We start from the raw sequence: 19693 nt of genomic DNA, 5'->3' as shown, positions 1-19693 counted from the left end.
CATGGCATCATTGGAATGGCTGACAAAGACGCCCATTGCCCATCGCGGATTGCATGACCTCAACAAATCCCGCTGGGAGAATACGCTTTCAGCCTTTGACGCGGCGGCAAGTGCCGGCTTTGCCATCGAATGCGATGTGCATCTCTCGGCCGATGGCAAGGCTCTGGTGTTCCACGACGGCACATTGGATCGTCTGGTTGCAAAGCCCGGCAACATTCATGATGTCACGGTGGCCGACGCCGCCGCGTTGCGGGTCGGCGGCACAAGGGACCACGTGCCGACACTCGCTGAGGCGCTCAAGCTCATTGCCGGCCGCGTGCCGATCGTCATCGAATTGAAGGGTATTCCGGGAAGGGACGATGGTCTCGTCAAGGCAGTCGCGGAGGATCTGGCCGGGTATGAGGGCAATGCCGCCATCATGTCGTTCGACCATCACCTCATCCGACTGTTCGGCAGGGACGCTCCGGGTATCCCGGCCGGGCTCACGGCGGAGGGGCTCGATGACAGCGATCTGGAGGCGCATTTCTCCATGCTCGCCCATGATATCGATTTCGTCTCCTACAATGTCCATCATCTGGAAAACCGCTTTGTCGGCTTCGTGAAGGGCAGGCTCGGCCTGCCGGTCATTTCGTGGACGGTGCGCAGCGCCGCTGACAAGGCCACGAGCGATGCGAATGTGGATCAGATCACGTTCGAGGGCTTTGATCCCCGCGCCGTTTGAAACACGGCTGTCATGCCGCGCTGCCTCTTGTATCGCCGGGTGGAATACCTAGTTTAATCAGAGGCAGCGAGGCGACTTTCATCCTGCCGGCAACGTCAGGAAACCAAGTTCAGCAATGTCAAATCTTGATCAGGGCGAGTTTACCTTGCGCGTCGGCGATGGAATCGGCGCGTTTACGCCGGAGGAATGGTCGCAGCTCTCGGGAACGTCGAGCGGCACACCCGGTTACAATCCGTTTGTTTCGCACGCCTTTCTCTCCGCCCTTGAGGATTCCGGCTGCGTCGACCGCAAGTCCGGCTGGCTGCCGCAGTTCCTGCGCCTTGAGGATGCCACAGGGACAGTCATCGGCGCGGTGCCGTGCTATCTGAAAGGCCATAGCCAGGGCGAATATGTTTTCGACCATGGCTGGGCCGACGCTTTCGAGCGGGCGGGCGGGCGCTATTATCCCAAATTGCAGGCCAGCATTCCCTTCACGCCCGCAACGGGCCCTCGCCTGCTTGTGCATCGGGACTGGGACGGTCCGGCTGTCCGGGCCGCGCTTGCCAATGGCCTGCGGCAGCTCACGGGGCAGCTCGGGGTTTCATCCGCGCATTCGACCTTTGTGAATACAGACGATCTGCCGGCATTCAACGAAGCCGGTTTCCTGCATCGCATCGATCAGCAGTTTCACTTCTTCAACGAAGGCTACGCAACCTATGATGATTTTCTCGACAGTCTTGCCGCGCGCAAACGCAAGGCCCTGAAGCGCGAACGGCGCGAAGCGCTGGCCGATGGCATCTCCATCGACCGCCTCACCGGCAGCGCCCTGACCAAACCGGTCTGGGACGACTTCTTCACCTTCTATACGGACACCGGCAACCGCAAATGGGGCCGCCCCTATCTCAATCGGGAATTCTACCGGTTGATCGGCGAGCGTATGCCCGGCGACATCGTCCTGATGATGGCGCGGCGCGGCGGCCGCTACATCGCCGGAGCCATCAATTTCATCGGTTCCGACCGGCTTTTTGGCCGCCACTGGGGCTGCATCGAGGACCACCGGTTCCTGCATTTCGAGGTCTGCTATCATCAGGCCATCGATTTTGCCATTGAACGCAAGCTGCATGTGGTCGAGGCAGGCGCCCAGGGTGAGCACAAGCTGGCGCGCGGCTATCTGCCGGTCACCACCCATTCCGCCCACTATATCGCGCATGAGGGCCTGCGCCGCGCCGTCGCCGGTTTTCTCGAGCACGAGCGCAATGACGTTGCGATCATGAGCGACGTGCTGAACGAACACGCCCCCTTCAAGAAATCCGACTGCTGAACACACCATTTGTCCGGGCACGCTTGACCTTGCGCTAGTGGAACGAATTTGACATTCGCATCCCATTTGACATCATCTGCAACATGCGAATGTCAAATTCAAAGTTCCACTAGAATTATATGCTTGCTAGTGGTCCTTTGATTCTGACATTTGCCAGAATGGCTTGTATCAAAGGGGTCGCAAATGTCAGAATCGGACCACTAGCACATGGCAAACATCCGATTCATCATTCAGGAAAGACGGGTGCCCCATGAGCCAGACCTATGACGACAACAATGTGTTCGCAAAAATCCTGCGCGGCGAGATTCCCTCGCACAAGCTCTATGAGGATGCCGATACCTATGCCTTCATGGATGTGATGCCGCAGGGCAAGGGCCACTGCCTGGTCATACCCAAGCAGCCCTCGCGCAACATCCTCGATGCCGCACCGGCCAGCCTCGCGGCCGCCATTGCCACGACTCAGAAGCTTGCGCGCGCCGTCAAGACGGCCTTTGACGCGGATGGCGTGACGGTCAGCCAGTTCAATGAACCTGCCTCGGGACAGACGGTTTTCCACCTGCATTTCCATATTATTCCGCGCTTTGAAGGCATTGCACTGAAGCCTCATACGGGTCAGATGGAAGATCAGGGCGTGCTCGCCGCCAACGCTGACAAAATCAGACAGGCGCTCGCACAGGCCGCTTAGGCTGTCGCCATGGCAGGACGTGAGATCGTTCTGGCGGCGACAGCACGGCCCGATTTGTAAAGCAGGCCGGTACCGTACCAGCATATCAGCGCCACGCCGACGCCTGCGATGACATCGACGAGATGATGTCCTCCCTCGATCGGCGTGGCGATCAGGATAATGGTGTTCAATATCAGGATCGGCAGAAACCAGAACCGGACACCGGAAAAAGCCAGCACCAGCAGGACCGAGAGGGTCCCGTGATAGGACGGAAATGCGATCAGTCCTTTCATGGAGTAGAACGAAATCCACTGATCAACGCCGGAACGAAGATCAAAGAAAGTCTGCTTATAGGCGAGATCCACCACCGGCCTGTGTATTTTCCATATGGCATCGGCAGGTTTGATTGTCGCCAATGCTCCGGCTGAAGGCAGAACCGCCGAAATCAGGATGCACGCAAGGGCGCCCGCCATGACGGCTGCAACGAAGTGCTGCGCCCTTTTCGCATCCTCCATCACGCCGAGAATGATGACGGCGCAGGCGACTTGAGCCAACGTCGTCAGATAGGTGATCGAGAACAACAGACCCAGCCAGGGGTGATCGCCAACATATTGCGCATAGGCGAGCCAGTCGAAGCCAAGCAGAGCGTCAAGGCGCATAAGCGGCACGTCAACGGAGGGAAAATCAAGCGATGTCACCAGATAGCTCAGTACCGCCGCGGCAGCGCTGAATGCCATGAGAATCGCCGTTTCAACGCACATCACACTCAGATGACGCACCGGCCGCTTTGCATGATAGATATAGGCCACGATGCTGCAGAGGCCCGTCAGGACGACCGCCTTCAAGGCACTGAAAGTGTCGAACCGGAAGTCAGACACGGCAATCCACACCGCGTCGATCAGCAGTATTCCGGCAACGATCAATGCTTTCCAAAGGGTCTGACTCTTCGACCTCATCTGAACTCCCCGCACGAGTACTCCGGCAAACCTAGAGAGCGGGGATGTTTATCCCGTTAAGCGATTGGCTTAATCAAAGCTAAAAATGGAGAAAAAGCCCGATTATCAAGACGATCTCCGCCGCGATCACACTGACGATCACATGGCGACCCAGGCGCAGATAGGCCAGAAACCCGACAGCAGCGGCACCAATGCGCAGGAACACCGAGGACTCGGCCAGCGCCCCGCTGGGATAGAGAATGAGCTGGGCGATGACACCCGCGACGAGCGCCGTTGCAACGGCACGCACCGCAATGAGCGCGTCGGAATCCTCGCGCACGCGGCCGCCGATGAGCACACCCAGATAGCGCCAGATATCCGTGGGCAGCCAGCCCGCCAGCAGGATGAAGAGATAGGGCCACCACCAGTCGGTCAGGCTATGCCAGGTCATGCTGCGCGCCCCCTCGCCCACCGCACATAGCCCATCGTCACCGCGCCGCCGGCAAAGCCCGTCAGCAGCAGATCATAGGCCGGTGCCAGGTGATGAATGAGCGGGAACAGCGCGAGGCCCGATACCATGGCCACGTGAACCGACCGGTCGCGCGCCGATCCCCACAGCGACGTCAGGAAATACATTGGCGTCAGGAAGAACAGCGCGGCGAAAACAATCGGCGGAAAGTCCGTCGACAGAAAATAGACCAGTGCCACCACGAGCGAGTTGGTCACGGTCAGCGTGATGCCGAGCCCGGCGAAATAGCTGACGCGCATATCGCGCGGAATGTGGCGGAATCGCTCCATGCCCATGACCCAGGCGGTGACGGCAATGAAATGCGACAGGAAAAGCAGCGTGATCCTGCGCGTCTTCGGCCCGCGCATTTCCGGGATGAAGGCGGCGACCATCGGCATGAGACGGATCGACGACAGGGTGACCGCAACCGCCGCCCCTATCAGCGAATAACCGCCGGAAATTGCGCCGATCAGGACGATATTGGCCGGAAGCGCCCAGATTGTCGCGACCATGAAGGTTGCCTGCAGCAGCGACACGCCATTCTCGCTGGCAAAACCGGCAAAGCCCACATGCGCCGTCATCAGAATGAAGGCCGGGATGCTGAAGATCATCGCCATGCCGGACAGAAACCAGGAGAACCGCGTTCTCACGGTGTCGTCTGCCGGCGTCTGTGATGAAGGAAATTCGGAATCGCCCATGATTCAACCGATAGCCCGATCCTGCCGTGCCAGCAAGAAAAAGGCCGCCCGGAGGCGGCCTTTTCGTTACTTCTTGCGCGGCACCTTGGGCACCGATGCCTTGCCGCGCGATGGCGGCGTTGGCTCGTCGGCGATGGAAGGACCGGCCGTCACTTTTTCAAGTATCGGCTTCTTCGGTGCAGGCTTCTTCTTCGCCACCGGCTTTTTCTCGACAGCGATTTCCTGCTTCGGCTTCACCGCCACTTCGTCGGCGATATAGTCAAGCACGAGACCCTTGGAACCATCGGCCTTCTCGGCAACCGAGACGACAACGGTACCGCCCTTCTTCAACCTGCCAAACAGCACTTCGTCCGCCAGCGGCTTCTTGATGTGCTCCTGAATGACGCGGCCGAGCGGACGGGCGCCCATACGGTCGTCGTAACCCTTTTCGGCCAGCCAGGCGATTGCCTCAGACTTCAGATCAAACGTCACGCCGCGATCGGCAAGCTGTGCCTCAAGCTGGATGACGAATTTCTGGACCACCTGATGGATGACCGGGATCGGTAGCGGACCGAACGGAATGATGGCATCGAGACGGTTGCGGAACTCCGGCGTGAACAGCCGGTTGATCGCTTCCATGTCATCGCCTTCACGACGCGAGGAGCCGAAGCCGATGGCCGAACGTGCAGCATCGGACGCACCCGCATTGGTTGTCATGATCAGGATGACATTGCGGAAATCGATCTGCTTGCCGTTGTGATCCGTCAGCTTGCCGTGATCCATGACCTGCAACAGGATGTTGAACAGATCCGGATGGGCCTTTTCGATTTCATCGAGCAGCAGCACGCAATGCGGATGCTGATCGACGCCATCGGTCAGAAGACCGCCCTGGTCGAAACCGACATAGCCGGGAGGTGCACCGAGCAGACGCGAAACCGTATGACGCTCCATATATTCCGACATGTCGAAACGCAGGAGTTCCACGCCGAGCGACAGAGCCAGCTGCTTGGCAACTTCGGTCTTGCCGACGCCGGTCGGGCCCGAGAACAGGTAGGAGCCGATCGGCTTCTCCGGTTCGCGCAGGCCGGCACGAGCCAGCTTGATCGAGGAGGACAGAGCTTCGATTGCCAGATCCTGGCCGTAGACGACGCGCTTCAGTTCGGCCTCGAGATTGGACAGAACCGCTTCGTCATCCTTGGACACCGTCTTCGGCGGGATGCGGGCCATCGTGGCAATGGTTGCCTCGATTTCCTTCACGCCGATGGACTTCTTGCGCTTTCCTTCCGGCAGCAGCATCTGGCTGGCACCTGTCTCGTCGATCACATCGATTGCCTTGTCGGGCAATTTGCGGTCGTTGATATAGCGCGCCGACAGTTCCACCGCCGATTTGATCGCTTCCACCGTGTACTTGACCTTGTGGAAGTCCTCGAAATACGGGCGAAGACCCTTCATGATCTCGATGGCATCCGGGATGGACGGCTCATTGACGTCGATCTTCTGGAAACGCCGGACAAGCGCCCTGTCCTTCTCGAAGAACTGGCGGAATTCCTTGTACGTCGTCGAGCCGATGCAGCGGATGGCACCGGACGACAAGGCCGGCTTCAGAAGGTTCGACGCATCCATTGCGCCGCCCGACGTGGCTCCGGCACCGATGATCGTGTGAATCTCATCGATGAACAGGATCGCACCCGGAAACTCTTCGAGTTCCTTGATGACCTGCTTCAGACGCTCTTCGAAATCACCGCGATAGCGTGTTCCGGCCAGCAATGTGCCCATATCGAGCGAAAACACCGTGGCGTCGGCCAAGACCGACGGCACCTTGCCTTCGACGATCCGTTTGGCAAGACCTTCAGCGATGGCTGTCTTGCCCACGCCTGGATCACCGACATAGAGCGGGTTGTTCTTGGAACGGCGGCACAGAATCTGGATCGTCCGGTTGATTTCCTGATCGCGGCCGATCAGCGGATCGATCTTGCCGGCTTTCGCGCGGTCGTTTAGATTGTTGCAGTAGGCCGTCAGCGCGTCCTGCTTCTTCTTCGTTGCACCCTCTTCCGACTCGGAAGCGTGGTTTTCTTCATTGTTGCTCTCCGTACCCAGCGGGGTACGCGGCTCGGATGCGCCGGGGCGCTTCGAGATGCCATGGGAGATGTAGTTGACCGCGTCGTAACGGGTCATCTGCTGTTCCTGCAGGAAGAACGCCGCATGGCTTTCCCGCTCGGCGAAAATAGCGACGAGAACGTTGGCGCCGGTGACTTCTTCACGGTTGGAGGATTGAACGTGAATAACGGCGCGCTGGATGACGCGCTGAAACGCGGCAGTTGGTTTTGAATCCTCGTCATACCCGGTGACAAGGTTGTCCAGTTCGTGATCGACATAGTCGGTCACCGTGCGGGTCAGCTGTGCGAGGTCAACATTGCAGGCGCGCATGACACTGCTCGCGTCCTGATCATCGATGAGCGCGAGGAGCAGATGCTCCAGCGTCGCATATTCATGATGATGCTCGTTCGCGATTGTCAGCGCCTGATGGAGGGCCCGCTCCAGACTAGGTGAGAAAGATGGCATGAAACCTCACTTTTTCTCCATCACGCATTGTAGCGGATGTTGGTTTTGCCGCGCATAGTCCATGACTTGGGTCATCTTGGACTCCGCGACCTCATAGGTAAAGACGCCGCACTCTCCGACTCCATGATTATGCACATGAAGCATGATGCGTGTGGCATCTTCTTTGTTTTTCTGGAAAAAGCGTTCCAGAACATGAATGACGAATTCCATGGGGGTGTAATCGTCATTCAGGAGCAACACCCGGTAAAGACTCGGCTTCTTCAGCTTAGGCTTGGTACGTGTGATGACAGCCGTTCCCCGGCCGGGGCCATTGCCGCTGCCTTTGTCTTCATCTTGCATTGTTGGTGCAAACCGCTTCATCTCTTCCAATACCCGCATTTGGTGGTCATGTGTTGCCCTGTGCATTCTATGTAGGTCGCAACGCGCTGATTTTAAGCCCTCTCACAAAGCATGCAATATCACTCGGCCCGTTTTCGGGCGCGCAAATAAAAAAAGTCCGGTTGCACGCGCAACCGGACCTTTCGCAAGCCGCCAATAAGGCTGGATTTATTTGGTAACCTTGGCAACTGCCGCCTCGTAGGGCTTGTAGGCTTCCTTGGCGAGGTCGGCATAGAGTTCGCCGAATTTGGTCGCCTGGGCAACAAAGGCTTCATAGGCCTTCTTGGAGAATGCGGTGTGCGCTTCGTAGAGCTGTTCGACCGACTTGGTCGTGCCGAGCTTTTCAACAAGTGCCGTGCCGTCTTCGAAGGACTTCTTCGAATATTCAGCCGCTTCATTGGCGATTGTCTGCAAACCCTGCGACAGGACCGAAACGCTCTTCATCGAGTTGTTGACGAATTCCTTGCTGGATTCACTCAGAGTTTCGAATGGGCTGGCCATGATAAATCCTTCCATGGATTAAATTTCTGCGTAGCCGTATTTAGTGTGCACTGCACAAAAAGTCAATTTTTTTGTGCATCGCAATAATTTCCGACAATTTTAAACAACGCAATGCCGCGGAATTCGTGAACATTCCGGTTACCATAAACAGTTTGGTAACGCTGTTGCGGGTAATGTTCGACGATCCGTACCTGACGAAACATTACGTCAGTCAAATTCCATATACGCTTCAGTATGAGCAGGTGTTGATTGTGCTTTATCCAGCCCGCCAAGGTTCCAGACTTTTTACCAGACTTACCCATACATTCCTGGCTTTGGCGCTCGCTTCCGGAATAGGCCTGACACAGACACCCAGGGCAGAAGCATCCTCGAAGGCATCGGCCATCGTGGTGGATGCCAACACCGGCAAGACGCTCTACTCGTCCAATGCCGATGCCCAGCGCTTTCCCGCGTCCCTCACCAAGATGATGACGCTGTACATGCTGTTTGAAGCGATGGAAGCCGGAAAGGTCTCGAAGTCGACACCCATTCCCGTTTCCGCCTATGCCGCCGGCCAGCCGCCGACAAAGATCGGCTTCAAGCCCGGCCAGACCATCAGCGCGGAAGCGGCCATTCTCTCCGTCATCACCAAATCGGCCAACGACTCGGCGACGGCCATCGGCGAATATCTCGGCGGTTCGGAACAGCGCTTTGCCCAGATGATGACCAACAAGGCGCGCCAGCTCGGCATGCGCAACACCACCTTCCGCAACGCCTCGGGCCTGCCCAATCCGCAGCAGCGCTCGTCGGCGCGCGACCTTGCCCTGCTTGGCATCGCCCTGCGCGAGCATTTCCCGCAATATTATGATTATTTCTCCACCCGCAGCTTCAGCTATCGCGGCCGCCGCATCGCCGGTCACAACCGCCTGCTCGGCAAGGTGCGCGGTGTCGACGGCATCAAGACCGGCTATACCCGCGATTCCGGCTTCAACCTCGTTTCGTCGGTGAATGTCGACGGCAAGAAGATGGTTGCGGTCGTGATGGGCGGCACCAGCGGCGGCGCCCGCGATGCGCAGATGGCCAAGCTGATCGAACAGTACCTGCCCGGCGCCTCGCGCCGTGACGGCGGCAATCTGCTGGCCTCGCGCAAGAACAGCAAGGTTCAGGTTGCAGCCGTCGAACTGCCTGAAGACGACGATGCGCCGATGCCGACACAGCGTGCCGAAGTTGTTGCGAAAACCAGCAATGTCGTGACGGCCTATGCCTCCGCCCCGGCCCAGTCGCCAGCCGCGCAGATCCTGACCGTTCCGACCCCGACCGCACGTGCTGCGGCAGCCGAATCCGACGATGAGGCCGAGGTCGATCCGGTCACCACCGCTTCGGCGTCGGACAAGGGTACGGCCAGCGGCTGGATGGTGCAGATCGGCTCGATGGGCAGTGCCGACGAAGCCAAGGCGATCCTGGCCCGTGCGGCATCAGAAGTCGGCGGCTCGCTTGCCACCCTGTCGCCCTACACCGAAAAATTCCAGAAGGGTTCGGCAACCTATTACCGCGCCCGCTTTGCCGGCATTGCCTCAGCCAAGGCTGCAAACAATGCCTGCACTGCACTGAAGCGTCAAAACTACCACTGCTTTGCAATTGCGCCCCAATCGTAAGGCAGTGATCTGAAAGACCCAGTTTGTACAGAGTTGAGGGTTTTGCGAATGTCGAGTGTCAATGATTTCCATGGATCTGCCGGTGCTGCCGGCAAGGAATCCCGGTCGCTCTTTGGCGGTATGCACGCGTTGCAGCAGGCGGCGCAGCGCCTTGCCGATCTGCGGCGCGGCAACGCAGCGTTCAAGACGATGGACCTGGTGAACGTGCTGCTGTGCCAGGCGGCGAGAACGCGCCGCGCGGCCATGCCTGCCGTGCGCTTGCACATCCGCACCGCCGGTCACAATGGTGTTACCGCAGTCCGCCTCAAGGTTTCCTGAAGATTCGGGTCTAGAGCAGCCCCAGCGACGCCAGTTCGTTGCGCAGTTCCGGCGGCAGTTTGGCCCGGCCCTTGCCCTGCCCCTCATCAGCCGGTGCATCCTCGCTTGTCAGATAGCGCCAGCCCTGGAACGCCCGCCGCGGCTGCCATTCCGTCGCGATGATGCGCGGATCCAGCACCAGATGGCAGCGTGAAATCCCCTCATCATCGGTGAAGGTGCGAATGTCCGTCAGTATCTGGCGGCATTGGATGTTGCCCTTGATAACCCAGTAAAGCGATCCACCGGCCAGCAATTCCTCGACGCGCTTGGGAACCATGCGCGTCGTATGGAACTGTTCGGGCGACAGTCCGGCACGCCTGCGCTCATCCAGGCGAAAATCGATCCACGCCGCGAGATCTTCGATCGCAGTGCAGCCGACACAAAGTTTGACGAGATTGAGAGCCATGCAGGAGATTTGACGCTTTCAGGCGGCAAGGTCAACCGAAACCGGCGGGTTCTCCACAAGGCGCCGGCGGGAAGCATGGCGATGCCGCCCGCCGGTGAAAGTCTCAGTGACCGGTTGCGGGTATGGCCGCCCCGCCGCCCGATTGCCGTTTGACCGCCGGGGCATGAGCGTCCGCCGCAACGACCGGCACCTCGACGCCCTTGGCATCATAGAGCTTGCCGTTGAGGAAATAGTCGCCGTCATGCAATTGCGCGATGTCCTGATAGCGCAGCACCCGCTCGGTACCGGCGACGAAGACCGACTGCTGGTCCGAATTGCCCGCGGTCAGATGGTTGAACACGATGTTCAGCGCAATCGCCATGAGTGCAGCCGAGCTGATGCCGGAATGGAAGATCGTGGCGAACCATGTGGGGAAATGATCGTAAAAATTCGGCGATGCAATCGGGATCATGCCGAACCCCAGCGACGTTGCGACGATGATGAGGTTCATGTTGTTGGCATAGTCGACCTTGGACAGCGTGCGGATGCCGCTGGCAGCCACGGTTCCGAAGAGCACGAGCCCCGCGCCGCCAAGGACGGCGCTCGGCACCGCCGCAACGATGCGTCCCATGACGGGCAGCAGACCCAGGGCGACGAGAAACACGCCGCCCGTCGCCACCACATAGCGGCTCTTGATCCCGGTCACCGCAACCAGCCCGACATTCTGGGCAAAGGCGCTCTGCGTGAATGAGCCGAACACCGGCGCGATCAGGCTCGACAGCATGTCGGCGCGCAGACCATCGCCGAGACGGCGCGAGTCCACCTTGGTCTCGATGATCTCACCAACCGCCAGAATGTCGGCCGATGTTTCGACCAGCGTGACCATGATCACGATGAACATGGAAATGATGGCTGCCACCTGGAAGGTCGGATACCCCCATTGAAAGATCGTCGGCAGGGCGATGAACGGCCCTTCGCTCACTTTGGAGAAGTCGGTCATGCCCAGTGCCAGCGCAATCAGGGTGCCGATGACGATGGCCAGCAGGATCGACAGCCGTGAAATGCGGGCACTGCCGACCTTGCTGAGCAAAAGCACGATGACAAGGGTCACCGCTGCCAGCTCGATATTGGCCATGCTGCCGAAATCCGGCGCCCTGCTGTTGCCGCCCATCGCCCAGCGCGCGGCAACCGGCATCAGGGTCAAGCCGATGGTGGTGATGACGATCCCGGTGACCAATGGCGGGAAAAACCGGGTAATCCTGGAAAAGACCGGCGTGATCAGCAGGCCGATGAACGAGGCGACCATGACGGCGCCCAGCACCGCCTCGATGCCGCCATTGCCTGTGATGGCGACCATGGTCGCCACGCCGGAAAACGACACGCCCTGAACGAGCGGCAAACGGCAGCCGAAAAAGGGCAGGCCCATCGTCTGCAGGATTGTCGCCAGCCCTCCGGCAAACAGCGACGCGGTGATCAAAAGGCCGATGTCGTTCGATGACAGCCCTGCCGCCTGGCCAAGGATCAGCGGAACGGCAATGATGCCGCCATACATGGTCAGAACATGCTGAAAGCCATAGGCCATATTGGCCGCCAGCCCCAGATTCTCGTCCTCCGGACGGTCCTCTGGCGTATTTTCATTCAATCGTGATGCCAAGGTAGTGTCCTCCCAATACCTTTATGCAGCCCAACCAAACATTGCTGATCGGGCGGGACGAAAACTATGGCAGCTTTTTGGGATTTGACTGTATCTGATTTATTGAAAGTGTTTTCGGCTGCGTGCGGGTATTGCACGCGCCGGTTCAATCAATCTCAGCACTCCACGACATTGACCGCAAGACCGCCAAGGCTGGTTTCCTTGTAGCGTTCGTTCATGTCATTGCCGGTCTGGCGCATGGTTTCGATGCAGGCGTCGAGCGGCACGAAATGCGTGCCATCCCCCTTGATCGCCAGGGATGCGGCCGTCACCGCCTTGACCGCGCCCAGCGCATTGCGCTCGATGCAGGGCACCTGGACGAGACCGGCCACGGGGTCGCAGGTCATGCCGAGATGGTGCTCGAGCGCAATCTCAGCCGCATTCTCGATCTGCGCGGCATTGCCGCCCATAACGGCAGCGAGCCCGGCCGCCGCCATGGCCGAGGCAGAGCCCACCTCGCCCTGACAACCGACCTCGGCGCCTGATATCGAGGCATTGTGCTTGATGACGCCGCCAATGGCCGCCGATGTCAGCAGGAAATCGCGAATGCCATCGGCATCGGCATCGTCATGGAAATGCAGGTAGTAGCGCAGCACGGCGGGAACCACGCCCGCAGCGCCATTGGTTGGCGCAGTGACGACGCGTCCGCCCGCAGCGTTCTCCTCGTTCACCGCCATGGCGTAGACGGACAGCCAGTCATTGGCCAGCAGCGGATTCATGCGGTTCTGCCGCCATTCCTCCTGCAGGCGGTCGTGCAGATAACGGGCGCGGCGCTTGACCTTGAGGCCGCCCGGCATGATGCCTTCCTGCTCCAGCCCGCGATCGATGCAGGAGCGCATGGCCGACCAGATGCGATCAAGACCGGCGTTGAGCTCATCCCGGCTCATGAAGACTTCTTCGTTGCGGCGTTTCATTTCCGCGATGGAGAGCCCGCTCTCCGCGCTCATGGCCAGCATCTGGGCCGCGTTCTTGAACGGGAACGGCACGGGATGTTCGGGTTTTGGTGCAGTGCGGGTCTTCGCGCTTTCCAGCTCTTCCTCGGTGACGACGAAGCCGCCGCCGATCGAATAGAAGATGCGGCGCAGAAGCAGGCGTTCATCCGCATCATAGGCTTCGAAAGCCATGCCGTTGGCATGCCCCGGCAGCGGTGTCCTGCGGTCCATGATCAGATCGGTTGCCGGATCGAAGCGGTAGGCGGGATGCCCCTCGGGGCGAATACGTTTTTCCTGTTTGACGGTCTCAAGCAGCGCATCCATCTGGTTGGGATCGACCGTGGCGGGCAGAAGGCCGCAGAGGCCAAGGATCACCGCCCGGTCAGTCGCATGACCAATGCCCGTGAACGCCAGCGATCCATGCAGATGCACGCGCAGGCGATCCACCTTCACGCCGGTCGGGCGTGGCCATTGCCCGTTCTTCAATTCTTCGAGGAACAGGCTGCCGGCGGTCATCGGGCCCATCGTATGGGAACTCGAAGGACCAATGCCGATTTTATAAAGATCGAAAACCGACAGGAACATCCGGCTACCTCAAATGGTGAAATTGCATCGCGCTATAATGGCTGCTCAAAGGCATAAGCCGAAGCCAGCCACCGACCTAGCGTTGTGTTTCTACGACATGCCGGACCAAAGAAAAAGGGTGCAGACGCACTGCACCCCTCCATCAGAAATTTATTCCGGCTCAACTGGACTGGAGCCTGATTTTTTATCAGTGCATCGCGATGAGATAGGTCACCAGCATGATCACTGCGAAACCGACAACTGCCCAGGCGGTGATGCCCCAGCAGGACTTTTGAACGCTATCGTCCATGAATTTTGTATTTCCCTGTTGCTCTCGGAAGGACACGATTCTGTCGAAACGCTCCCTCCCTGGGAACGCGGGTATATCCGTCCATGCCGTCCTTCGCAACGCCAAAGATGGCGAAATCAGGGCGGCGCGGCGCATGGCTGCGTTGAGCCCGCCGCATGACTTCAATGATTTCAATGTGTTAAAGAAAGCTTCAGCGCGCTGCGCCATTTACGATTGGGGTAAATTCGTGTTGAGTGAATCTGCAAACTGAGTCATGTGTTTGTGCACGTCTTTGTCTCACACCGAGAGAGCCCGCATGGAACCCGCACGCTTTATGTCCTACTGGCTCGATGCGCTGGCCCTTGTCTATTTCTTTGGCGTGTGGGTGCTCTATTCGCGCACCACGGACAAGGGATTTCTCAACCGGCGCTCGCTGACATCGGAAATGAATCTCGCCCGGCGGCAATGGATGACCACAATGTCGAGCCGTGAACTGCGCATGATCGACACCAGCATCATGATCGGCCTGCAGCAGGGCACCGGCTTTTTTGCGTCAACGTCGATTCTCGCCATCGGCGGCTGTTTCGGCCTGCTGAATTCATCCGGCCGGGTGGTCACGCTGTTCCACGATATCCCGTTCCTCGGCGAGACAACCGAGCGGCTGTTTGAAACCAAGGTTCTCGGCCTGCTGGTGCTCTTCGCCTATGCCTTTTTCAAATTCGCCTGGGCTTACCGGCTGTTCAACTACTGCTCGATCCTGATTGGCGGCGTGCCCATGGCGCGCGACAAGGCGCCGGATGATCCGCAGGTCATTGTCAGCGTCAACCGGGCGGCGGAGATCAACATCCTGGCCGGCCAGCACTTCAACAGCGGACTGCGCGGCATCTTCTTTTCCATCGGCTATCTCGGATGGTTTCTCGATCCGCTGCTGTTCATGATCACGACGAGCCTTGTGGCGGTTGTGTTGTTGCGCCGTCAGTTCTTCTCCAATGCCCGCGATGCGCTAATGCGCAACAATGCCAATGCGGATTCATAGGCTGCGCGGCAGATAGCGCCAGACGACGACGGCGGTGAACACCATCAGCGTGCCCAGGGCGATGAAGATCGCGCCAAGGCTGAAGAATGTCAGGATGATCGAATAGAAGAATGCCGGAAGGAGCTCGGAAAAATCGAGATAGGTCCGGTAGACCGAGGTCATCTGCGCCCGCTCGTGCGGGTGAACCGCGCGAATGAAGGTGGTCGAGGCCAACGTATCCAGCGCAACGCAGAAAAACGCCCCGGCAAGCAGCATGAGCGCCGCGATCATCGGAAATTTCTCACCCGCCAGCCCGGCTCCGGCCAGCGCAATGGCCAGAAGGATGAAAACGCCTGATATCGTCCGCATCAGCCCCTTGGCCATGCCGACCTTGCCCCACAGGATCGATCCCAGCAGGAACAGGTTGCCGAGGGAGACGAGCAGGCCGCCCGCCAGCTTGCCCTGGCCCGTCGCCACCATCAGGATCGGCCCGTAGACGAAGAACGTGCTCCAGTAGCACGACCGCGAAAACGCGATGAGCCAGGCGAGCCGCAGACGTGGCTGAGCGACAAACCGCCGGACATTGGCAATCGGATTGGCCGCCCGGCTCGGCCCCTTCTGCAGGGCGGGATTGTCGCTGAGGCGAAAATACCAGAACAGCGTGAGAAGCAGCAGGGAAAAGCCGATCGACAACAGGAACGGTGCGATCATGCCGATGGTACTGTAGAGAAAGACGCCGAGGAACGGCCCGGCCGTCCAGGCAAAGGTCGCCGTCGCCATGCGCACGGACTCGGCGCGCACGAGTTCGCCCTTCTTGATATGGTCCATGATGTAGAGGCTGAGCGTGATGGACAGTGCGCCTGCCCCGAACGTGCGCAGGAACAGCCCCGCCGCCTGCCCCGGCACCGTGTCGAGCGCGAAGGCGCAGCAGCCCAGGATCAGCGAGGTGGCGCCGGCCGTATAAACCCAGCGGCGCGGGATGCGGACGATCAGCAGCGGAATCGACAGGGTGACCATCAGCCCCAGCATCGACATGCAGGTGTAGAGGATGCTGACGCTGCGTTCGCTCTGCAGCAGGTCGTAGGTCTGGATCGGCACCACGCTGGTGATGATCGCCCGGGCCATCGACTCGATGCCAAACAGGATCGCAAACACCCGGGCTGTCGGACGTTTGGCCGTGCTGATCCAGATGGGATGGCGAACTTGATTGATCACTGGCTTGGCTATCGGGGAAATGCTGATTCGAGCGCCCCCTGACATTGGAGCGCGAAACCATGGATAGCAGTCAATCAAGCGACATTATATGTCTGTTTCGCAGAAACCTTTGAAACAAGTGCGAAATATCAGCCGTGATGCGTGCCGGAAACACATGGATTTTGTGTTGTAACTCCCCTAGCCTGTCAGGAGTTGCAATCATCGAGATTCCCGCATGAGCCAGACCGAGACGCTTGCCCCGCCCGCCAAATCCCGTCTCGGCAGGCTTGATGTGCTGCGCGGTTTCGCGCTCATTGCCATGGCGACCTATCACACGGGCTGGGATTTCGAGTTTTTTGGCTACATGGAGCCTGGCACCACGAGCCATGGGGCGTGGAAGCTTTATGCCCGCATCATTGCCTCGACCTTTCTGGTGCTTGTCGGTTTCAGCCTCGTGCTGGCCCATCGCAACGGTATCCGCTGGCGCTCTTTCGGCATCCGCCTGGCGCAGATCGTTGCGGCATCCCTCGCCATCACCCTCGTCACCCGGTACATCACGCCGGACAGTTTTGTGTTCTTCGGCATCCTGCATGAGATTGCCGCCGCCAGCGTGCTCGGCCTGTTGTTTCTGCGCCTTCCCGCCATTGTCATCGCCGTCGCCGCCGCGGCCGTTATCGCCGCGCCGCATTACCTGACCTCCGCTGCATTCGACGCACCGGCGCTCTGGCCGCTCGGCCTGTCGGAAATGCCCATCCGCTCCAATGATTACGTGCCCATTTTCCCGTGGTTCGGCCCGGTCCTGGCGGGCATGGCCCTCGCCAAGACATTGCTGCACCTCGACCGGATGCGCATTTTCGCCGGAACCATCCGTCCAGCCTGGCTCGACCGGGGATTGCGGTTCATCGGCCAGCACAGCCTGGCGTTCTATCTGATCCATCAACCGGTGCTGATCAGCTGCGTTTTCCTGATCGCGCAGGTGTTTCCACCAGCCACGCTTACACCGCACGAGGTTTTCGACCGGGAATGCACCCGTAGCTGCTCGATGGATAATGACAGGGCGTTCTGCGAACGTTTTTGCACCTGCACGGTGGGTCAGCTGGAGACCCAGAAGATTTTCGATGATGTCTATACGGGCAAGCGCAACCAGGACAATGACCCGCAGATACAGGATATCACCGGCATGTGCACGCAGGAAGCGATGCAGCCCTGATTGAAATTTTCATCGGCAGTTGCAGTGCGCGTGGTTCGACAAGCTCACCATGAGGAAGGTTGAGTGTTGCGGGGAGCCTTATTCCGCGACGTTCGCGATTGGCATGCAGCCAACCCACCACCCTCATGGTGAGCTTGTCGAACCACACAGCACGAACCATGCAGAAGGACATTACCAGCCCTCAGGTATTAACGCCCAGTTCCGCCAGCCGTTCGATGCAGGCTTCTTCAACCTGATCGAGTTCGGCCAGGGTTTCCTCGATGTCACGGCGCTTCTGGCGCAGGTCGCCGCGCTTTTCCTCGACGCGCTTCATCAACAGGTGCAGTTGACCCATTTCCCCCGGCGGCTCGCGGTACATCTGCACGATCTCGTGGATTTCCGCGATGGAAAAACCGAGCCGCTTGCCGCGCAGGATCTGCTTGAGCAGATGCCGGTCCGATGGCCGGAACAGGCGTGTCCGCCCGCGACGGACGGGGTGGATCAGCCCCTCATCCTCATAGAAGCGCAATGTCCGGGTGGAAACGCCGAACTCCCGCGTCAGCTCAGTAATGGAATAATATTCGCGCATGACAGACATTGCTCTGATTTTTCTTACTATTTCACATGGATGTTTGGCCACGCAATTACGTAAAAGTCAATTGTACCTTTGTTAGCATAAATGAACGTTAGTCTCAAATGCCGGGAAATCAGCTGTCAGGCCAGTCCGAACCACCAGGTTGCCAGTCCCAGGAACGAGAAAAACCCGACTACATCGGTCACGGTGGTGACAAAGACAGCCGACGAAATGGCGGGATCGGCCCCGAACTTGTCGAGCAGCAGGGGAATCAGAATACCGCCGAGCGCAGCGGCCATCATGTTGATGATCATGGCCGAGGCGATGATCCCGCCAAGTTCGGCATTGTGGAACCAGAAGCCGGCAACCATGCCGATCAGCACGGCGAACACCATGCCATTGATCAAGCCGACCGAGGCCTCGCGCCGGATGATGCGGCCCGCATTGTAGATATCCATGTCGCGTGTCGCCAGCGCGCGCACGGTCACAGTCATGGTCTGGGTCGCCGCATTGCCGCCCATCGAGGCAACGATGGGCATCAGCACCGCCAGCGCCACCATCTGCTGGATGGTGCCGTCAAACAGCCCGATGATGGAGGCGGAGAGAAACGCCGTGAACAGGTTGACGACCAGCCAGGGCGTGCGCGAGCGCGATGTGGAGAGAACGGAGTCGGACAGTTCTTCGTCGCCGACGCCGCCGAGGCGCATGATGTCCTCCTCGGCCTCTTCCTGAATGACGTCGACAATGTTCTCGATGGTCAGCACGCCGACAAGCCGTTCATTCTCGTCGACAACGGCGGCGGACAGCAGGTCGTACTGCTCGAAAATCTGCGCCGCCTCTTCCTGGTCCATCGTCGCGGGAATGGCATGGCGCGTCTCGTGCATGATCTCGTCGATCTTGCTGTCGCGGCCGGCGCGCAGGATGCGGTCGAGATCGATGGCGCCGAGCAGCCGGAACATCGGATCGATGACGAAAATCTGCGAGAAGGATTCCGGCAGGTCGGCATTGTTGCGCATGTAGTCGATGGTCTGGCCAACGGTCCAGAACGGCGGCACGGCGACGAACTCCGTCTGCATGCGGCGTCCGGCGGTTTCTTCCGGATAGCCGAGCGAACGGCGCAGGCGCACGCGCTCGGTGAACGGCAGCTGCGCCAGAATCTCGTCGCGGTCTTCCTGGTCGAGATCCTCCAGGATGTAGACGGCATCGTCGGAATCCAGGTCCTGAACCGCTTCAGCGATCTGCTGATTCGGCATGGCATCGACGATTTCGAGGCGCACGGCCTCGTCGACTTCGGTCAGCGCGGCAAAATCAAATTCATCGCCAAGCAGTTCAACGAGGGCCGCGCGCTGCTCCGATTGCAGCGCTTCAAGAACGTGGCCCAGCTCGGACTGGTGCAGTTTGCCGACATGGGAACGCAGGAACAGAACATCACGATCCGCAATGGCGGCGCCGACACGGGCGAGATAGGACGAGCGGACGGCACCGTCTTCGCCGTAGATGTCGACGTCCCGCTCGTCATCGGCGGGCGGAGGCAATGTTTCCGTTTCGTCCATCGATCCGCACCTGCCTTCCCGACACGACTTGCACCATACAGTGTCAGTTAACGCATAACCCCCGAAAT

At 59.3% G+C, this 19693-nt stretch carries 20 protein-coding genes; 7 read left to right on the top strand and 13 right to left on the bottom strand.

The window, feature by feature from the left end; translation table 11 throughout:
* Nucleotide 1: 1 nt before the first annotated feature.
* The 3 genes from ACZ5FP_RS11395 (at nucleotide 2) to ACZ5FP_RS11385 (ending at nucleotide 2706) form a co-directional block, all read left to right on the top strand.
* The gene (locus ACZ5FP_RS11395; protein WP_464660211.1) at nucleotides 2-721 is read left to right on the top strand and encodes a glycerophosphodiester phosphodiesterase; all 720 of its coding nucleotides are present in this window, start codon (nucleotides 2-4) and stop codon (nucleotides 719-721) included.
* Nucleotides 722-836: 115 nt separating this feature from the next.
* Nucleotides 837-2021, top strand: a complete 1185-nt coding sequence (locus ACZ5FP_RS11390; RefSeq protein ID WP_464660210.1) for a GNAT family N-acetyltransferase — start codon at nucleotides 837-839, stop codon at nucleotides 2019-2021.
* A gap of 250 nt (nucleotides 2022-2271) precedes the next feature.
* The gene (locus ACZ5FP_RS11385; RefSeq protein ID WP_464660208.1) at nucleotides 2272-2706 is read left to right on the top strand and encodes an HIT family protein; all 435 of its coding nucleotides are present in this window, start codon (nucleotides 2272-2274) and stop codon (nucleotides 2704-2706) included.
* On the opposite strand, the gene ACZ5FP_RS11380 is transcribed toward ACZ5FP_RS11385, so the two are convergent.
* The 6 genes from ACZ5FP_RS11380 to ACZ5FP_RS11355 all read right to left on the bottom strand — a co-directional run bounded on the left by ACZ5FP_RS11380 (nucleotide 2703) and on the right by ACZ5FP_RS11355 (nucleotide 8246).
* Nucleotides 2703-3641 (bottom strand): phosphatase PAP2 family protein, encoded by a 939-nt coding sequence (locus tag ACZ5FP_RS11380; RefSeq protein WP_464660206.1) that lies wholly within the window; start codon nucleotides 3639-3641, stop codon nucleotides 2703-2705. The two genes, ACZ5FP_RS11385 and ACZ5FP_RS11380, sit on opposite strands and share 4 nt — an antisense overlap.
* 79 nt (nucleotides 3642-3720) lie before the next feature.
* Nucleotides 3721-4071 carry an AzlD domain-containing protein gene (locus ACZ5FP_RS11375; RefSeq protein ID WP_464660203.1) on the bottom strand — a complete coding sequence of 117 codons (351 nt, stop codon included), beginning with the start codon at nucleotides 4069-4071 and terminating at the stop codon, nucleotides 3721-3723.
* Nucleotides 4068-4826 (bottom strand): AzlC family ABC transporter permease, encoded by a 759-nt coding sequence (locus tag ACZ5FP_RS11370; RefSeq protein WP_464660201.1) that lies wholly within the window; start codon nucleotides 4824-4826, stop codon nucleotides 4068-4070. The genes ACZ5FP_RS11375 and ACZ5FP_RS11370 overlap by 4 nt, the downstream gene beginning before the upstream one ends.
* Nucleotides 4827-4892: 66 nt before the next feature.
* Entirely contained in the window at nucleotides 4893-7367 is a 2475-nt protein-coding gene (gene clpA / locus ACZ5FP_RS11365; RefSeq protein WP_464660200.1) for an ATP-dependent Clp protease ATP-binding subunit ClpA, read from the bottom strand.
* A 6-nt stretch (nucleotides 7368-7373) separates the two neighbouring features.
* A complete protein-coding gene (gene clpS, locus ACZ5FP_RS11360; protein WP_105733146.1) occupies nucleotides 7374-7727 on the bottom strand; it encodes an ATP-dependent Clp protease adapter ClpS in 354 nt (117 codons plus the stop codon).
* 186 nt (nucleotides 7728-7913) lie between these two features.
* On the bottom strand, nucleotides 7914-8246 hold the full coding sequence (locus ACZ5FP_RS11355) for a phasin family protein (RefSeq protein WP_464660199.1): 333 nt from the start codon (nucleotides 8244-8246) through the stop codon (nucleotides 7914-7916).
* Between the two features lie 173 nt (nucleotides 8247-8419).
* On the opposite strand from ACZ5FP_RS11355, the gene ACZ5FP_RS11350 reads away from it, so the two are divergent.
* The gene (locus ACZ5FP_RS11350) at nucleotides 8420-9880 is read left to right on the top strand and encodes an SPOR domain-containing protein (RefSeq protein ID WP_464663247.1); all 1461 of its coding nucleotides are present in this window, start codon (nucleotides 8420-8422) and stop codon (nucleotides 9878-9880) included.
* 48 nt (nucleotides 9881-9928) lie between these two features.
* Nucleotides 9929-10198, top strand: a complete 270-nt coding sequence (locus tag ACZ5FP_RS11345) for a hypothetical protein (protein WP_464660197.1) — start codon at nucleotides 9929-9931, stop codon at nucleotides 10196-10198.
* Nucleotides 10199-10208: 10 nt separating this feature from the next.
* On the opposite strand, the gene ACZ5FP_RS11340 is transcribed toward ACZ5FP_RS11345, so the two are convergent.
* The 4 genes from ACZ5FP_RS11340 to ACZ5FP_RS11325 form a co-directional block, all read right to left on the bottom strand.
* Nucleotides 10209-10643: a DUF1489 family protein gene (locus ACZ5FP_RS11340; protein WP_105732907.1), complete on the bottom strand. Its 435-nt coding sequence runs from the start codon at nucleotides 10641-10643 to the stop codon at nucleotides 10209-10211.
* 103 nt (nucleotides 10644-10746) lie between these two features.
* Entirely contained in the window at nucleotides 10747-12276 is a 1530-nt protein-coding gene (locus ACZ5FP_RS11335) for a nucleobase:cation symporter-2 family protein (protein WP_464660195.1), read from the bottom strand.
* Nucleotides 12277-12431: 155 nt separating this feature from the next.
* Nucleotides 12432-13832 carry an L-serine ammonia-lyase gene (locus ACZ5FP_RS11330; RefSeq protein WP_464660193.1) on the bottom strand — a complete coding sequence of 467 codons (1401 nt, stop codon included), beginning with the start codon at nucleotides 13830-13832 and terminating at the stop codon, nucleotides 12432-12434.
* 187 nt (nucleotides 13833-14019) lie between these two features.
* Complete coding sequence (locus ACZ5FP_RS11325) at nucleotides 14020-14328, bottom strand: hypothetical protein (RefSeq protein ID WP_464663348.1); 309 nt, start codon at nucleotides 14326-14328, stop codon at nucleotides 14020-14022.
* Between the two features lie 88 nt (nucleotides 14329-14416).
* On the opposite strand from ACZ5FP_RS11325, the gene ACZ5FP_RS11320 reads away from it, so the two are divergent.
* Nucleotides 14417-15136 carry a DUF599 domain-containing protein gene (locus tag ACZ5FP_RS11320; RefSeq protein WP_464660191.1) on the top strand — a complete coding sequence of 240 codons (720 nt, stop codon included), beginning with the start codon at nucleotides 14417-14419 and terminating at the stop codon, nucleotides 15134-15136.
* Here the strand turns inward: ACZ5FP_RS11320 and ACZ5FP_RS11315 are convergent.
* Nucleotides 15131-16330, bottom strand: a complete 1200-nt coding sequence (locus ACZ5FP_RS11315) for an MFS transporter (protein ID WP_403173723.1) — start codon at nucleotides 16328-16330, stop codon at nucleotides 15131-15133. The two genes, ACZ5FP_RS11320 and ACZ5FP_RS11315, sit on opposite strands and share 6 nt — an antisense overlap.
* Nucleotides 16331-16544: 214 nt before the next feature.
* Between ACZ5FP_RS11315 and ACZ5FP_RS11310 the strand changes: the two genes are divergently transcribed.
* Nucleotides 16545-17519, top strand: coding sequence for a heparan-alpha-glucosaminide N-acetyltransferase (locus ACZ5FP_RS11310; protein WP_464660189.1), 975 nt, complete (start codon nucleotides 16545-16547; stop codon nucleotides 17517-17519).
* Between the two features lie 181 nt (nucleotides 17520-17700).
* Here the strand turns inward: ACZ5FP_RS11310 and ACZ5FP_RS11305 are convergent, their stop codons facing one another.
* A complete protein-coding gene (locus tag ACZ5FP_RS11305; RefSeq protein ID WP_105733149.1) occupies nucleotides 17701-18087 on the bottom strand; it encodes a MerR family transcriptional regulator in 387 nt (128 codons plus the stop codon).
* A 125-nt stretch (nucleotides 18088-18212) separates the two neighbouring features.
* Nucleotides 18213-19625, bottom strand: a complete 1413-nt coding sequence (mgtE, locus tag ACZ5FP_RS11300) for a magnesium transporter (protein WP_223615051.1) — start codon at nucleotides 19623-19625, stop codon at nucleotides 18213-18215.
* Between the last annotated feature and the right edge of the window lie 68 nt (nucleotides 19626-19693).

The sequence above is a fragment of the Phyllobacterium sp. T2-21 genome, assembly GCF_055378485.1.
This window is presented reverse-complemented; position numbering and strand designations above follow the sequence as displayed.

Bases quoted from the DNA above. Each gene is read 5' to 3' on its own strand.
- ACZ5FP_RS11330 (WP_464660193.1), bottom strand. From the start codon at position 13,832: ATGTTCCTGTCGGTTTTCGATCTTTATAAAATCGGCATTGGTCCTTCG.
- clpS (WP_105733146.1), bottom strand. From the start codon at position 7,727: ATGAAGCGGTTTGCACCAACAATGCAAGATGAAGACAAAGGCAGCGGC.
- ACZ5FP_RS11305 (WP_105733149.1), bottom strand. From the start codon at position 18,087: ATGCGCGAATATTATTCCATTACTGAGCTGACGCGGGAGTTCGGCGTT.
- ACZ5FP_RS11370 (WP_464660201.1), bottom strand. From the start codon at position 4,826: ATGGGCGATTCCGAATTTCCTTCATCACAGACGCCGGCAGACGACACC.
- ACZ5FP_RS11310 (WP_464660189.1), top strand. From the start codon at position 16,545: ATGAGCCAGACCGAGACGCTTGCCCCGCCCGCCAAATCCCGTCTCGGC.
- ACZ5FP_RS11375 (WP_464660203.1), bottom strand. From the start codon at position 4,071: ATGACCTGGCATAGCCTGACCGACTGGTGGTGGCCCTATCTCTTCATC.
- ACZ5FP_RS11350 (WP_464663247.1), top strand. From the start codon at position 8,420: ATGTTCGACGATCCGTACCTGACGAAACATTACGTCAGTCAAATTCCA.
- ACZ5FP_RS11390 (WP_464660210.1), top strand. From the start codon at position 837: ATGTCAAATCTTGATCAGGGCGAGTTTACCTTGCGCGTCGGCGATGGA.
- ACZ5FP_RS11340 (WP_105732907.1), bottom strand. From the start codon at position 10,643: ATGGCTCTCAATCTCGTCAAACTTTGTGTCGGCTGCACTGCGATCGAA.
- ACZ5FP_RS11395 (WP_464660211.1), top strand. From the start codon at position 2: ATGGCATCATTGGAATGGCTGACAAAGACGCCCATTGCCCATCGCGGA.
- ACZ5FP_RS11380 (WP_464660206.1), bottom strand. From the start codon at position 3,641: ATGAGGTCGAAGAGTCAGACCCTTTGGAAAGCATTGATCGTTGCCGGA.
- mgtE (WP_223615051.1), bottom strand. From the start codon at position 19,625: ATGGACGAAACGGAAACATTGCCTCCGCCCGCCGATGACGAGCGGGAC.
- clpA (WP_464660200.1), bottom strand. From the start codon at position 7,367: ATGCCATCTTTCTCACCTAGTCTGGAGCGGGCCCTCCATCAGGCGCTG.
- ACZ5FP_RS11355 (WP_464660199.1), bottom strand. From the start codon at position 8,246: ATGGCCAGCCCATTCGAAACTCTGAGTGAATCCAGCAAGGAATTCGTC.
- ACZ5FP_RS11345 (WP_464660197.1), top strand. From the start codon at position 9,929: ATGTCGAGTGTCAATGATTTCCATGGATCTGCCGGTGCTGCCGGCAAG.
- ACZ5FP_RS11385 (WP_464660208.1), top strand. From the start codon at position 2,272: ATGAGCCAGACCTATGACGACAACAATGTGTTCGCAAAAATCCTGCGC.
- ACZ5FP_RS11325 (WP_464663348.1), bottom strand. From the start codon at position 14,328: ATGGCGCAGCGCGCTGAAGCTTTCTTTAACACATTGAAATCATTGAAG.
- ACZ5FP_RS11320 (WP_464660191.1), top strand. From the start codon at position 14,417: ATGGAACCCGCACGCTTTATGTCCTACTGGCTCGATGCGCTGGCCCTT.